General features: G+C 36.8%; 11 protein-coding genes. 1 reads left to right on the top strand and 10 read right to left on the bottom strand.

Features of this window, described 5'->3' with window-relative positions; genetic code table 11:
* Positions 1-97 precede the first annotated feature (97 nt).
* From KHA93_RS12415 to KHA93_RS12460, 10 genes are all read right to left on the bottom strand, one after another.
* A complete protein-coding gene (locus tag KHA93_RS12415) occupies positions 98-1273 on the bottom strand; it encodes an AGE family epimerase/isomerase (RefSeq protein WP_213111017.1) in 1176 nt (391 codons plus the stop codon).
* 367 nt (positions 1274-1640) lie between these two features.
* Positions 1641-2540: an ABC transporter ATP-binding protein gene (locus tag KHA93_RS12420; protein ID WP_213111018.1), complete on the bottom strand. Its 900-nt coding sequence runs from the start codon at positions 2538-2540 to the stop codon at positions 1641-1643.
* Positions 2540-5419, bottom strand: coding sequence for an ABC transporter permease (locus KHA93_RS12425; RefSeq protein WP_213111019.1), 2880 nt, complete (start codon positions 5417-5419; stop codon positions 2540-2542). Before KHA93_RS12425 ends, KHA93_RS12420 begins: the two co-directional genes overlap by 1 nt.
* A gap of 13 nt (positions 5420-5432) precedes the next feature.
* Complete coding sequence (locus tag KHA93_RS12430; RefSeq protein WP_213111020.1) at positions 5433-6482, bottom strand: efflux RND transporter periplasmic adaptor subunit; 1050 nt, start codon at positions 6480-6482, stop codon at positions 5433-5435.
* A complete protein-coding gene (locus KHA93_RS12435; protein WP_213111021.1) occupies positions 6451-7146 on the bottom strand; it encodes an ABC transporter ATP-binding protein in 696 nt (231 codons plus the stop codon). The genes KHA93_RS12430 and KHA93_RS12435 overlap by 32 nt, the downstream gene beginning before the upstream one ends.
* A gap of 300 nt (positions 7147-7446) precedes the next feature.
* A complete protein-coding gene (locus KHA93_RS12440; protein WP_213111022.1) occupies positions 7447-9357 on the bottom strand; it encodes a glycoside hydrolase family 127 protein in 1911 nt (636 codons plus the stop codon).
* 24 nt (positions 9358-9381) lie between these two features.
* Complete coding sequence (locus tag KHA93_RS12445) at positions 9382-10560, bottom strand: sn-glycerol-1-phosphate dehydrogenase (protein WP_233711141.1); 1179 nt, start codon at positions 10558-10560, stop codon at positions 9382-9384.
* 332 nt (positions 10561-10892) lie between these two features.
* Positions 10893-12350 (bottom strand): alpha-L-fucosidase, encoded by a 1458-nt coding sequence (locus tag KHA93_RS12450; RefSeq protein ID WP_213111023.1) that lies wholly within the window; start codon positions 12348-12350, stop codon positions 10893-10895.
* Positions 12351-12426: 76 nt separating this feature from the next.
* Complete coding sequence (locus tag KHA93_RS12455) at positions 12427-13443, bottom strand: zinc-binding alcohol dehydrogenase family protein (protein WP_349772287.1); 1017 nt, start codon at positions 13441-13443, stop codon at positions 12427-12429.
* A 27-nt stretch (positions 13444-13470) separates the two neighbouring features.
* Positions 13471-14376 (bottom strand): aldo/keto reductase, encoded by a 906-nt coding sequence (locus KHA93_RS12460; protein ID WP_213111024.1) that lies wholly within the window; start codon positions 14374-14376, stop codon positions 13471-13473.
* Between the two features lie 138 nt (positions 14377-14514).
* Here KHA93_RS12460 and KHA93_RS12465 point away from each other — a divergent pair, with 138 nt between their 5' ends.
* Positions 14515-15363 (top strand): AraC family transcriptional regulator, encoded by an 849-nt coding sequence (locus tag KHA93_RS12465; protein WP_213111025.1) that lies wholly within the window; start codon positions 14515-14517, stop codon positions 15361-15363.
* Positions 15364-15425: the final 62 nt, after the last annotated feature.

Consider the following 15425-nt stretch of genomic DNA (forward strand, 5'->3'; position numbering starts at 1 on the left):
GCTCAGCATGTAGCCGTTCATTATTTTTCTTTCACATTAAAAATCGTCTAGTTTGCTATTAGTTAGCAGGTTCTTCTATGCTTGTCGTGTAAACCTATTAATTTCCTCGTATCCTTTTCATAAGCTCCAAGCAAAATCGCCCATTATGATAAGACGCTTTCCATGGATCAACGATATTCATCTCTTTAGGTTGGCCACTTGAATTTACAGCCGAATACCATTCACCATTTTCCCGTTCATCGATGATGTATTTTTTAATATAATTCCACAAGTCTTTCGTGAGCTTAAGGAATCTTTGATCCCTAGTGCGTTCATAAGCATTATAAAATCCAACTGCCGCTTCCGCTTGCACCCACCAGACGCGAGTCCGATCAATCTCACCATCCACTTGTTCATTTAAAAGCGCACCATCTTCTTCGATAGCGTTGCCCGCTATATTATAGGCGATATCAATTACCATTTGATTGAATTTTGGATTATGAATACCGATCGTTTTGATCGCTTCATCTATTAACCAACTCGCTTCAATATCATGACCAAACGATTTTACATTAATGAGATTGTTCCAGTTTTTATCAAAAAACACACCAAGAAACTTTGTATCCTCTATGTAGATTTTCTCATGTAAAATATGAAGCAGATTTTCAATTCTTTCTTCCAGTTCAGGAGCTGGCCATGTCTTATACAAGTTTGTATATGCTTCAAGAACATGAATATGAGTATTCATCGTTATTTCTGCGATAAGACCATTCCCACTAAGCATTTGATTGGGCATTTCGTTCCATTCCCTATCAAATTCTTCTCGGTATGCATTGTTCTCACGGTTAAACCCTTTTTCTTCAATTAAAAAATAGATTGTTTTAGCAAGTTCAAGAGCTTCCTCATCCTTAGATGCCAAATAATATTCACTGCATGAATACACGCCAAATGATTGTGTGTAAACATGTTTTCTCGTATCCTTAGAATTTCCTCTGTAATCTAAAAGCCAATAGAGACCCGCAAATTCATGATCATATACCTTTTCCTTTAAGAAGCAGAATAATTTCTTTGCTGCTTTTAAGTACTCCGGCTTGCCTGTTGCACGATATGCAGCGGAAAAGGTCCAAAGAAACCTTGCTGTAACAATGCCACCTTTATCTGCTTTCTTATCTACATTCAAATCATAATCAACTAGTCCATATATACCGCCATATTCCGAGTCTTGCAGCTCTAACCAAAACGGGAGAATATGCTCAGTCAATTCGATTGCAACTTCATTTTTTAGTTGGTTCATACGTATCCCTCCGGAAAAAGGAGTGTTAATTTATCGATAACTTTATATATGATATTACTTCTTGAATATTGAAAAGTCAAAGTAAGGATTATTTGCATGTGACAATAGAGTGGAATCAAAATTAGTAAATTGGTGATCTTTCAAAGTTGCAATCAGAGGGACTAATGGCAGCATTCTGTGGATTGATGACCTTCATCACTAAATCCTGCATTGCATAAGGCGCCAACCCGTATTTTTGCTTGAGTTCATATTTGATATCAAGTAGAAGGCTTTGATAGAGTCTCGGTTCATACCCATTAGCAGCTGTCAGAACGAAAAAACGTCCATCCCAATTTCAAAAAGGGATGGACGTTTCAATGACAAAAATTTATACAACTTTTGATTTAATTTCATTGGGATTAACTATTACAATTTTTCCATCTTCTAGTTCCATTCTCACTTTATTCGTTTCGGAAATACCGATGGCTTCCAAATAGCTTTCTGGAACTTGAATTCTTCTTGCACTATCGAGAACAGCCAATTCTACGTGTGTATCTTCTTCCACACCGTCATCACTGCTTTCGTCCTCGCTATTTTTAATATAATAAGATTTACGCAAAATCTCACTAGATGTTTTTCCATCACGAATGGCAACAACACGGTCCATTTTTCTCGTGAGCTGGGTGTCATGAGTAACAATGACAATCGTTACCCCTAGTTCCCTGTTTAAGTTACGAAATACATCAAGAATGATATCTGCTGTCTTAACGTCAACACTTCCAGTCGGTTCGTCTGCCAATACTAATTTCGGATTATTGGCAAGGGAGATGGCAATTGCCACCCTTTGTTGCTCACCTCCCGAGAGTGAGCTTAACTTGTTATTTAAACGATGACCCATTCCGACCATTTCCAGCAATTCTTTGGCGCGTTCACGTTTATGACGACCTTTTATTAACATCGGCAATTCTACATTTTCGACTGCCGTTAAATAAGGGATCAGGTTACGTGCGTTATTCTGCCAAACAAAACCAACTGTTTCAAGTTTATATTTCACTAAATCTTTATCGGATAAACGAAGCAGATCCTTACCGCCAACAGTCAGCTTCCCAGCAGTAGGACGGTCCAATCCACCGAGCATATTTAATAATGTGGATTTTCCACTACCACTACTTCCGATAATTCCCATCATTTCGCCTTGCTCCACTTTCAGATCGAGTCCTTGTAAAGCAATAACTTCATGATCATCGTCAATTTTATAGATTTTCATTAAATTTTGGCAATCGATCATTAATCTTCACCTAACTTTATGGCTTGATGAATTTTTATTTTTCTCAAGAAGCCAATTAATATGGCGGATCCTAAAATTAGCATAGCCGCGGCAAATATATAGATCTTCGCCTCATCGCTCGCCTCAGAAATGACAGTAAATGGAGGCATTAAGTCCCTAACATTCATCGAAAGCTTGAATAATGGAACATACAATTGACTTGTCACTCCACCCACAATAATTCCGAGTATACATGCGACGCCAGATGTCAAGAGTTGTTCAGATACTAAAATCCCAATTAATTTTGGCATAGGTATCCCCATCGCCCTGTAAATACCGTATTGTAGGGTTCTTGATTTAATTGTCAGCACCCAATATAAAAGGAAGCCGATGAACGAAATCAATAACGAAATCAGGAAACCTAATGTCATTGTACCATTTAATCCCAATAATAATGCTCCATTTTTCAAATCTGTAATTTGAGGGTTTACATCATTCATAACCATAACTGGAATTTTGGCGTCCTTGACTTCTTGATAAAACTCAGCACGAGACGTATCTGGTTTCATTTTCAGCCAAACTTCATATGGTTCAAGTCCCAGCATATTCTGGACGTATGGCAGATTAGCTACAATAAGTGCTCCCTCAGATTTATTTTCCAATGATTTCTCCAAAGGATTAAACGACGGCCAATAATCAATTATTCCATATACTACAAATTCACCGTAGTCGGAACCAGCCCATTGCATCGAAATATAGTCACCTTGTTTAAGATCTAGGGCTTCTGCTGCTTTTGTTGACACAAGGACAGCACTCGGCTCTTTTGCGATAAGGTTTAAATACTGGTACCAATGGTGCGGCAATAAAGAAGACTTAAACCATGCTGTTTCCCCAAATGCCTTTGGTTCGATCGCCATCAAAGTTGGATAGTGGATGCTTTTCCCGCTAGGAGTCGTAACGGAAACAGAGTCCTTTTTAAAAACTTTAGCCGCTTTCTCTACTTGTTTTAAACTTTGAATAGGATCAAACGGTGGTTCCGTATAAACAATAGGTTCGAATTCTGGCACACTAGCAGCATCTGATTCTCCGCCACCTCCATCCTGCCCACTTGGACTTTGCGGTGTATAGCTACCACTTGCCGGACGGCTGCTTTCCCATCTTAACAACATGCGGATTTCTGATCCATTTTTGTAGAGCAGCTGTTCTTCTAAGTTTGTGTTAATTGTCCGGGCTGCACTTGCACTAAACACACCCATTCCAATCGTCATGACTAAAAACAACATGAGAAACTGATATTGTTTTGTAGACCTACTCACTTGTAGAAATGTACTGTACAACGATACAGGCCAAAACTTTTCTCCAATTTTATAAATCAGCTTCAATATTAATGGATAAATTCTTAAAGCCACTAATCCTAATCCAATGATGAAAAGAGCTGGCATAAAAAATAGCTCAGGGTCAATCATGATATCAGAACTCTCAACATCAAGGGACTGTAAAAATTTCTGGCTGCGATTAAAAGCAACGAGTCCATAAATGGCAACTCCAAGAACTGCAAATTCACCAATGAGGGAATACCAAGGTACCTTACCAATATCCCTCGCCATTTGCTGTTTATGACTGACAATGCTTTGGCCAGATGCTCTGTAAACAGGAATCATAATCATGATAATAGAAGCCAGTACAGCAAGCAGTGCATAAATATATGATTTTAAGGAGAGTTTGACAGGCAATGACGACCTCTGGATAAACTCTAGGAAACCATTTGATGCACCTAGTAATTTACAAAGCTGCAACCCAATAATTGGGCCAATTAACAGTGCAAGTACACCTAAAATAGCAATTTCAATAAAATAGATTCCTAGAATTTGAAATCGACTTGCGCCCCTACTAGTAAAAACTGCAATTTCATTTAATTGTCGTTCAATGATCAAGCGAGAAATCATATATAAATAAATGGCAAGCATAATGAGAACGGGTACATTCAACGACCAAAGCATAGTAGTCATTTGCTTTCCTTTATCTTCATATGATTTTAGAATATTTTTGATCGGGAAATTAAATAAAATAGTTGCTTTTTTCACCTTTGTGACTTCTGATTTCAGCTTTGATTCCAAGCGTAGTAATGTTGGAAAATGAGTATCTTCTATTTTATGATAATCAAATGCGGTACTAAATCTACCAATTCCTAATATTTCTTCATGTTTCGGTATTAATTCATCCCTAAACCACTTTTCGTTAACGATAAAATCATCGTTAAAGGAGCGTGGAACAAGGGACCAATATGGATTATCGAGCGATTTGGGTTGGAAAGTTCCTACTGGTCTTATGACAAACTGATGCTCTTTTTCACTACCAACAATAAAATTAGTTCCAAGCACCATGCTTCTTTTAACTAAAGCTGTTTCTGATACAAGGACCTCAACCACTCCGTCAACAGCTTTTTCACTTGGAAACTCCCCATCTGTAATCGTAATATGATCTTCAATCCCTGTAATCATAAGTAATTTAGCAGCGTTTTGTGAACTTCCGCGCCGTTCTTCTTCTTCATACATCGTTCTAAGCGGAGTAGTTGCTATTATATTCGCATCCGCTATCACAGGTATTCCTGCACTTTCTACGATACTTTTATTAATATCTTCAACTTTAAGGAGTGATTCTGCAGGATTTTTAACAATTGATTGTGCAAATGTATCGGAAAAAGAAAATTCACCTGGATATTGATTTTTTTTCACTTGATGGTCTTCTAATTCTCGAATCAATAATTTTTGTAAAACACTGGAAGTATAAGTTGGGATACTGGAAACAAGTGAAACGGTTATGATTAAACCGAGGAATAAGCTTCCGGTCAGCCAACGATTGTTCAGCATTTTACGAAAAATTAACTTTATAATAGCCACGGGCTTATCCCTCCTACTTTAAGATGATGACGTCCCCTTCATTGAGTCCTTTCAACACTTCCACTTCTGTAGAGGAAATAATTCCGACTTCAATATCGACTTCACGTTTTGTATTATCAACCATGACTTGAACATAGTTTCTTCCTACTGTTGAACGAAGACCATTTTTTGGAATAATCATTGTATCTTTTTTCTTAGCAGTGACAATTTCTATGCCGGCTATATCCCCTACTTTTGTATCTTTCGGAAGCTTTTCAACCTCTACGAGAATTGATTTGCTGTAAAGATCAGGATTTTTTTCATAAATATCGGCTGGAACATCTTTTGGTGTTTGTACCACTTTTCCTTTAATGTCTTTCCCTTTGATGTTAGTAACTACATCCATTCCAAGTTTAACATCGGCAAGGTCATTGGCATTCATTGCTGCATATTGAACTTGCAGTTGGGTCGTTTCAGCCACTTGAAATAAAGATTCATAAGCTGGTACCCCTTGACCTTGTCGAATTTCAGTAACAAAAGTGATAACTCCGTCAATTGGAGAAACAATTTTCGATTCAGCTAACTGATTATTCATAAAATAAAGTCGATTATTAATGCTTTGGACATCTAATTTTCCCATTTCAATAGAATATTTATCTTCCTGATTTGCTTCCATTTGCTGAAGTCTAAGCTGAGCTTTTTTCAAATCGATATACGCTTGATCAACTTCAAAAGCGAGATTGCCAGTTTCTAATTCTGCCAGGGTTTGACCTTTTTTAACGAGATCCCCTTCTCTAACGTCGATCTTCTTTAAACGTCCGCCATCTTTTGTGTAGTATAAATCATGATGACTAGTCGGAACCATGGTTCCTGATCCTTTTACTCTTTTGATGATTTCACCTTTTTTTACCTCGGCTGTTTCATAATCAAGTTGAGCAGGTTCAACGAGTGGTGGGGCTAATACTGGTTCTTCTTTAGGTAAAAAAGAACAACCACCCAAAAAGATTGAAAGTAATGCAAAAGCCCCTAGTAAAAAGTAAACTTTTATTCTATTAGATGATAATTTCTTGTTTATCTTTCGCAATTTTCCGATCCTCCAATGTATAGACATGTTCTATTATTTCAAGAATACCAGGGTCATGGGTTGTCATCACGATCGTAGTCGATCGATTTTTCACCAGTTCCTGAAATGCACTAATAATATGGAATGCTGTTTTCGTATCTAATTCAGCAGTAGGCTCATCAGCAAGGAGTAGAGCTGGCTTTGTAGCAATGGCTCTAGCGATAGCGACCCTTTGCTGCTCTCCACCAGATATTTCATATGGACGATGTTTCGCACGCTTTGACAATCCAACTAGCTCAATTGATTCTTTAATTTTGTCCGCCCATTCTGCACGAGGTACTCCTGAAATTCTAAGTCCAAACTCAATATTTTCTTCCACAGTCATTAACGGGACGAGTCCATAGGACTGGAACACGAAACCCATTTTTGTCCTACGCAGCTCTGAACGCTGCTTTTCATTGTATTTGCTGATCGGATTTCCTTCTATGTATATCTCTCCATCCGTTGGTTTATCTAATGCACCAATTAAGTTCAGCAAAGTTGTTTTTCCCGATCCTGATCTTCCTCTTAGAGCAACCAACTGATAAGGCTCAATCGTTAAATTAATTTGATCCAAAATATCTACTTTTTTATTTCCGGACCCAAAAGACTTACTTATATTCTCAATTCTCACTACCGGTTCCATTTTCACAGCACCTTTCTATCATTTCTGGATGCCACCCAACCATATCTTATTCATGACCACCCCTTTTAACCGCCCCAACCCAGTGTAGCGCTTACAAACTTATTGAAAAATTAGATGATTTTCACGAAATATACTACTTTAGTCTTAAAATTATGTCAGTTTTCGCATAACTTTATCATATTATTGTTAAATCCAAACGTCAATGCGATTTTACAAGTATATTACATTTATTGTAAAGGCTGTCCTTCAATCTAAAATCCTACATTATAGATTAAAAAGAACAGCCTTTGGATTCAGAACTTATTTCTCATTCATCCAAACAAGCATTTCTCCTGGTTCACGATTACACCAGGCATAATATGGGACGGCTGTTAATGTATGTGGATAATATTTTTCATCTGCTGCTTTATATAAAGCTGAACCCCAATCTGATTCTTTCAATCTATTAGCCTCAGCCTTAATTACTACTACGCCGCCTAGAAGTTCGTTATCAAAGTGTGTTTCTAATCTAGCATGCTTTGGCAAAAAGATATTCGGCAAGTTGGGACTATTATCAACTTCTTCTAGACAGTAAACTATTGGACCCATTTGCAAAGCAGTTTTTCCCACATTTTCTCTTACACTCGGATGTGCTTTAATCCTATCTACAGGCATCTCCAAAATAAGCTCTATTTGATCATCCGGGTTCCAAGTGCGTTTCAAATAAACATATCCATTAACTGTATTTTCTATGGCAACTTTTTCTCCGTTGACTTTTAATTGAGCATTCCTGCACCAACCAGGAATTCTTAAGGCAATCGTAAATTTCATAGATTCTTCAGGAGAAACAGACATGGATACTGTACCATCCCATGGATACTCAGTTTTCTGATTCATGTAGACTTTTTTATCTTTTATATCAAATATGGCTTCGTTCCCCATATAAAGATTTACAAATATTTCATCATTACGTTCAGTGTAAATATAATGACCAATCGAAGCGATTAATCTAGCTAGATTAGGTGGGCAGCATGCACAATTAAACCACATTTGACGAACTGGTTTCACATGTCTTTTGTCATGTCTTGAACAAGCTTCTGGCCATACTTCGAGAGGATTTACATAAAAAAACTTTTTTCCATCAAGGTCCATTCCACTAATCGTTCCATTATATAGCGCTCTTTCCATCACATCGGCATATGAAGAATTCACTTCTAGATTTAGCATTCTTTTTGCCCAAAACACTAATCCAATCGAAGCACATGTTTCTGTGTAACAAAGATCGTTAGGCAAGTCATAGTCAAAACTAAACGCTTCACCAAATTCGCTCGAACCGATTCCTGCAGTTATATACATTTGCTTATTCGTTACATTATCCCAAAGCGTCTTACACGCTGTTTTTAGTTTGTCGTCGCCTGTTTTAAAAGCTAGATCTGCCATTGCCGCATACATATACATCGCGCGAACTGAATGGCCGACAGCCTCTTGTTGCTCACGGACAGGTAAGTGGGACTGACTATACTTATAACTTCCAAAATACCAAAACGGCTTTGTATCGCCCCGCACTTCACTTTCTTTATCGAAGAAGTGTGGCTGTTTTCCACGTTCGTCGATAAAAAACTTACTCAAATTCAAGTATTTTTCGTTTCCGGTCACTTCATAAAGTTTTACAAGAGCGAGTTCGATTTCTTGATGACCATCATATCCTTTGATTTTTCCATCTTCTTCACCAAAAACAGAGTCAATACAATCTGCGAACCTACACATAATATCCAATAATTTACGTTTTCCAGTTGCTTCATAATAGGCGACTGCTGCCTCAATCATATGACCAGCACAATATAATTCATGTTGATCTCGTAAATTCGTCCATCTTGAATTTGGTTCTTTTACGGTAAAATATGTGTTTAAATATCCATCTTCCTGCTGCGCATTTCCAAGTAAATCAATCAATTCATCAGCGGTTTTTTCCAGTTCTGGATTCGGATCTGTAGCCAAACTATATGCAACTGCCTCCAACCATTTCGCTACATCACTATCTTGAAAAACAAACCCGTGAAATTCCCCTTCCGCGAGTCCTGCCGCAATACGAATATTTTCGATTGCATGGCTTTTTGCTGCCCCTTCCACTCGATCATTTAAAGCTTCCCACTGATAAGGGATTACTTCGTCACGAACTACATCCATATATCTGCGCCAGAACGTATCGGTTACTTTCGGTTGGCTTGCCATCTTTTTCAGCTCCTATAATTAATATTACTGACTGAGCTTGATGTTATAACACTTCAACATTGTAAAACGTTCTCTTAATAAATGGGCTTCCTTTAAACTTCGTTCAACAAGCTCCTCGTCAATGTTTAATTCCTTAGGAAATGTTGGACCTCCTACCCTTTTTAGGAGAGCTGCTATCTGCTCTGATTTAGGAATCGTCGCAATAATCTCAGCAATTTTTTCGCTTCTATCGTTTAAAGCTATCGGCAGGAGTTCTCCTGATGCAAACCAAGCATGATAAAGGTTTGCAAGTAAAACAGAACTGACGCCTACCTTTGCTCCGTGTAACACCTGATGGCGTTTTTTCTGTAAAAATTCCATTTCCCAGTAGTGTGAAAGATGATGCTCTCCACCAGATGCTGGATGCGATTGCCCGAACAGTAGCATAGCAAGCCCTGATTGAATAAGGGAAGCTAGTAAAATACGAACTCCTTCTTCGTCGCCTACAGCTATTTTATCTACCTTATCCACACAATTTTCTAAAGCTTCTTTCGTAAGGGAGGCAGCAAGTGGACAAAATGGCTCGTCTGCTATGAATCTTCCAAAGTTCCAATCAGCAAGTGATGTATATTTTGCCAACATATCGCCAAACCCAGCCGCAGTCATCTCTTTTGGAGCATTCATGAGTACATTAATATCTGCAAAAAGAGCAATCGGTGATACGGTTTGAAATGTCTTTTTTACTCCTCGGACAATTAACGGAGCACCTAAGGAAGTAAAACCATCAACTGATGCAGCAGTTGGAATAGAGATAAATGGTTTTCCTGTCTTAGCACTACAAAATCTTGTAATATCGTGGATAGTGCCGGAACCTATCGCTAGGAGGGCATCGATGTTGTTATCGATTTTCAATAATGCTTGTACAATGGATACTTCATCAGCTACCACATCGCCGATTTTATTTGGTTCAACAATACATACCGAATATTCAAAATTTAATTCTCGTAAAGCTTGCCCCAGTTTTTCTCCTGCTTCAACATATGTGTTTTGATCAGCTACTAAAAGGACGCGCTTAAACTTTTTTTCTAAAAGAAATGATGAGCATTTTGCAAAAGCATCAATCCCAATAAACATCGTTTCAATCGAAATATGATTATGGTTATTTCCACAATTACATGTCTTACCTAAAGCTTCTATTTCCGCAATCATTTCTTCCAAATTCATAAAAGACTTCCTTTCATTATACTTGTGCGAACATGTTACCATTTTTTGCGAGGTAGTTCAATTGTTTATAGAAGTTAATCTATTTATTTTACAATAAAAGTAAAATACACTTCTCTAAATCTGAATACCTGTACGTATAAGCACATAATATAATCTAGTAGAAACAATCTACACACTTATCTTTTCATATTATTATTACAATTACTTATCTTTTAATTTTTTTTAGAGCAAAAGTAATGAGTACTACAAAAAAACTCCCCGTAAAAGTACCACTGCTTTCGAGGAGTTTTGTTTATTACATTGGTTAACCTCATTACACAATCATGTCCAAATCAATCTATTTCAATCTTTAAAACTACGGGATATAAACTTTGTACTGTCTTAGTTTGAATAACTAGTGCTTCCTCATTTCTCTCCCAAGAAGGTTGCTCACTAAAACCAATAATACTTACATCCTTAATAATCCCATGGAAATATGTTGACTTTTCTTTAAGGGATTTTATTTGTACTTGCCCATCCTCGGGATAAACTAATATGGTCGCATATAAATAGCTTCCTTTGCTTGTAAAACGAATATCTTCACTAGTAAACTTTTTAGCTGTATGGTCAGTAAATTGCCCCTCCTCTACTTGAGTAGGTCCTTCTCCAAAAAGCCTCCAGTAAGAAGTATCGTAAATAGATTCACCGTTCACTTTTAACCATTCACCAATAGCCATTAAGATGTTTTTGTCTTCTTCTGGAATCGCGCCATCCGCTTTTGGTCCAATATTTAATAGAAGACTTCCATTTTTACTAACGATATCTACTAAATCTTGAATGATTTCTACGGGTGATTTGTAATTGTTATTTGGAGTGTAGCACCAAGAATTCCGTGCAACAGCTGTATCTGTTTGCCAAAAATATGGCTTCATATCCGAAAATTGTCCTCTTTCTACATCTGGAACAGCTGTACCTAGCATGAAAGCGTCATGCTTATAGTTGATGGCCACATCATATCCCCATTCAGCCGCTCGATTATAATAATAAGCTGCAAACTTTTTAATATAGGGTTTAAAGGCTGAGTGATGAATCCACCAATCAAAATAGAAAATTTTTGGTTGATAACAATCTACTAATTCACAGCAACGAATCAACCAGTCTTCCAAATACTCTTGATTTGGTGGAGAATCATATAAATCCTGAAATTCCGGTTCATTACTAGCTGGCCAGTAAAAGTCGCCTACTTTAAGTGGTTCTTTAATATCGGAATCAAATTCCTTCCCATGTGACATAAAAAACCAGTGCTCAGCTCTATGAGAAGAAACACATAACTGTAAATCCTGTTTTTCAAAAGCCTCTTTCATCTCTCCTAAAAGATCTCTTTTAGGTCCCATTTCAAAGGAATTAAACGGAGATATATCACTCTTATACATTTGAAAACCATCATGATGTTCTGCTACTGGCATTATGTATCTTGCACCAGATGCCTTAAATAAATCTGCCCATTCGCTTGCATCAAAATTTTCAGCTTTAAATAGAGGGATGAAATCTTTATAACCGAATTCTTTATGTTCCCCATATACTTCAATATGGTGTTTATACTCATCAGATCCTTGGATATACATATTTCTAGGGTACCATTCATTTTTAAACGCTGGGACAGCATATACTCCCCAATGAATAAAAATTCCAAACTTAGCATTACGGTACCAATTAGGAACTTTAAAATCGGATAATGAATTCCAGTTAGGTTTGAATTGACCATTCGCAATAACTTCATCAATAGTTTTTAGATACTCTTCTTTCTTCATTTAAGATTCACCCTCCAAAAGCAATATAAGTTTTTCACATCAATTCCATTTTAAAACTCGCCTATTTATACAAGTTTTATAGTTCTACCACCGCTTTGATTACTTTAGATTCCGGTTTTAACCAGTCACTAAATGTGGATGGCAGATTTTCAAACGTACAACGATGTGTGATAAATTCATTTATGTTTATTTTTCTGTTTTCTAAAGATTGTTTAACATAATAAAAATCATCCTTAGTTGCATTTCTACTGCTCAGTAATGTCAATTCCTTTCTATGAAACTCGGGATCTGAAAAAGTAATTTGATCATTTACCAAACCAACAAAAACGAGTTTGCCTCCTTGCTCTGGATATTGAAAGGAAGAGTTCATTGAATGTACATTTCCTGTTGCTTCAAACACCGTTTCCGGTAGCTCTCCGTTAAACATTTCCCGTAATTTTGTGATGCTCTCTTCGTTCGGAACAATCGAGTCGAATACACCTATACTTGATAAACAAAATTTTAATCGTTCTTCATTTATATCCATTGCAACGACAGTAGCGCCTTCCAATATTGCAAATGACATCACCGCTAATCCAATGGGACCAGCTCCAATTACAAGAACCTTTTCTCCCTTACGTAATGATGCCCTTCTTACAGCATGAGCACCTATACTTAGCGGTTCAATCATCGAAGCTTCATCAAGAGTTAGATTATTTGTTTTGATTACATGATCAACTGGTACGGAAATGTACTCTCTCATTCCTCCATCCTCATGAACTCCTAGTACAGATAATGTAGAACAACAATTTGTCTTCCCTGATCGACAAGCAATACATTTTCCACATTCCAAATAAGGAAGAACAGTTACTTGATCACCAACCTTTATTTCGGAGTTGTCACTGTTCACCTTTTCTACAATTCCAGATAGTTCATGTCCAAGAATTCTCGGATATGTAAAAAACGGCTGATTTCCTCTAAAAGCGTGAAGATCTGTCCCACAAATACCAATTCTCTTGATTCGTACTAATGCTTCCCCAGGATGACATTCTGTTTTTTCACTATTTGTCATTTTGAAGATATATGGCTCTTGACATATAATTGATTTCATCATTTCACCTTTCTACTATTAATACAATCTTTACCAAGTTTCGTTATGTATGGGCGCCAATATTTTCTGTACTTCTGTAAGCAGTGCTTCATCCATTCGTTCTTCAACCCACCGGATATTATTTTCAATATTTTGGGGATTTGCTGTACTAATTAATGTGGTTGGTATACTTTTATTATTTACTGAGAACTGTACTGCGAGTTTTTCTATAGGTACCCCTTGCAAGTTGCAAAAATCGACTGCTTTTTGACATACACTTTTTATTCTCTCATTTGCTGGATGCCATTCAGGAGCACCTCTTTGACTAAGTAACCCCATCCCTAAAGGCGATGCATTTATTACTCCAGTCTTTGTTTCACTCATAAGCGGAAGAATATCTTCAAGAGATGTATCATTGAGCGTGTAGTGACAATAGGATAAAATCACATCCAAATTAGTTTGTTCCACCATATCCGTAAAAATTGATAAAGGAAGACCCGATATTCCAAAAGAACTTATCTTCCCTTCTTTCTTTAAATCCTGAAGTGCAGGAATCGCCTCATTAACTATTTGTGTTCTATCACCAAACTCAATATCATGAAGTAAAAGTATATCTAAGTAATCTGTATGGAGACGTTGCAAACTTTCTTCTACACTTTTAATGATTCTTTCATATGAAAAATTAAAATCGTTTTCTCCGTACCTACAAGCTTTTGTACATAAATAATACTTATCTCTCGAAACGGTCTTTAACGCTTTTCCGAGTACTGTTTCAGCCTTTGTTAACCCATAATAAGGGGAAACATCTACTAAATTAACACCTAAATCAATAGCAGTATGGACTGCTTTTACTCCTTCTGTCTCATCAATGTTTCGAAAGACAGACCCAAGGGACGACGCTCCAAAGCTAAGTGCTGAAACAGATAGTCCCGTTTCTCCTAATGTTCGGTATTCCAATCTCTCACCTTCTTTGTAAATTGTTCGCGCTTTCAATTAATAGTAGCAAAGTAATAATGTTATAAAAATATCTATTTTTGTTCTTTATGTACCTTTTTTTGATATAATGTTAGAAAATTAAAATAATCGTGGTGTGACATGAAACCTCTAACAAAATCAATTGAAAGTGATTTTATTCATATTGTTTTCCAAGATACAAAGCAGCCTGACCATGAGTTGCCCGATCATGTTCATGATTGGCATGAGATCGTTTATGTTTACGGTGGAACGGGTACTTTTTTTATTAATCAGCATTTCTATGAAATGTCCAAAGGGGATATTTTTGTATTACCTGCAAATACGATTCATCGAGCAGTACCTGATTCAAAAAATCCAATCACTTCCACCGCTTTATTTTTTCATCCTTCTATCATAGCTCAATCATCTTTTATTAGGAGTCTATCAATTGGAGGAATCATAGATAAAAGTAAAAAAGACCAAGAATATCGCTACTCTCTTGCAACAAACAAAAATAATAAGGTCGAAAACTTTCTAATGGAGATAGAAAAAGAATATAGGTATAAGCGCGTGGATAGTTGGGAGGCAATTGTACTACTGTTGCATTTGTTATTACTAGAATTAAATAGGCATTGTTTAAAGCAAAATGAAAGAATGGGAAACCATGAACCTGACTGGCTAAAGAACAGTCTAATATATATTGATAAACATTTAGGTGAAAAACTAGATTTAAAAACAATTGCAAAAACCGTCTCCGTCTCACCTGCTCATTTAAGTCGAGAATTTAAAGGTTTTATTGGAATGAACATCACAGATTACATCACAACAAAACGTATAATCTGGGCGAAGGAAATGCTTCTCTCGACAAATGATCCGATTCATTCCATCGCCCATCAATGTGGGTATCAGAGTATGCCCCATTTTCATAGAACTTTTAAAAGTATCACTGGAAAAACACCAAAAGAATATAGATTTAATATTCAATACTAAACTAGATACTAATTCTTTAATTAAGGTATTTGAAATTATACAGTTAACTACAAAAAAAGAGT

The sequence above is a fragment of the Lederbergia citrisecunda genome, from assembly GCF_018343695.1.
GTDB lineage: Bacteria > Bacillota > Bacilli > Bacillales > Bacillaceae_C > Lederbergia > Lederbergia citrisecunda.

Excerpts from the sequence above, each read along its gene's own strand:
- KHA93_RS12415 (WP_213111017.1), bottom strand. The coding sequence starts at position 1,273 with ATGAACCAACTAAAAAATGAAGTTGCAATCGAATTGACTGAGCATATT.
- KHA93_RS12420 (WP_213111018.1), bottom strand. The coding sequence starts at position 2,540 with ATGATCGATTGCCAAAATTTAATGAAAATCTATAAAATTGACGATGAT.
- KHA93_RS12435 (WP_213111021.1), bottom strand. The coding sequence starts at position 7,146 with ATGGAACCGGTAGTGAGAATTGAGAATATAAGTAAGTCTTTTGGGTCC.
- KHA93_RS12440 (WP_213111022.1), bottom strand. The coding sequence starts at position 9,357 with ATGGCAAGCCAACCGAAAGTAACCGATACGTTCTGGCGCAGATATATG.
- KHA93_RS12445 (WP_233711141.1), bottom strand. The coding sequence starts at position 10,560 with ATGAATTTGGAAGAAATGATTGCGGAAATAGAAGCTTTAGGTAAGACA.
- KHA93_RS12450 (WP_213111023.1), bottom strand. The coding sequence starts at position 12,350 with ATGAAGAAAGAAGAGTATCTAAAAACTATTGATGAAGTTATTGCGAAT.
- KHA93_RS12455 (WP_349772287.1), bottom strand. The coding sequence starts at position 13,443 with ATGATGAAATCAATTATATGTCAAGAGCCATATATCTTCAAAATGACA.
- KHA93_RS12465 (WP_213111025.1), top strand. The coding sequence starts at position 14,515 with ATGAAACCTCTAACAAAATCAATTGAAAGTGATTTTATTCATATTGTT.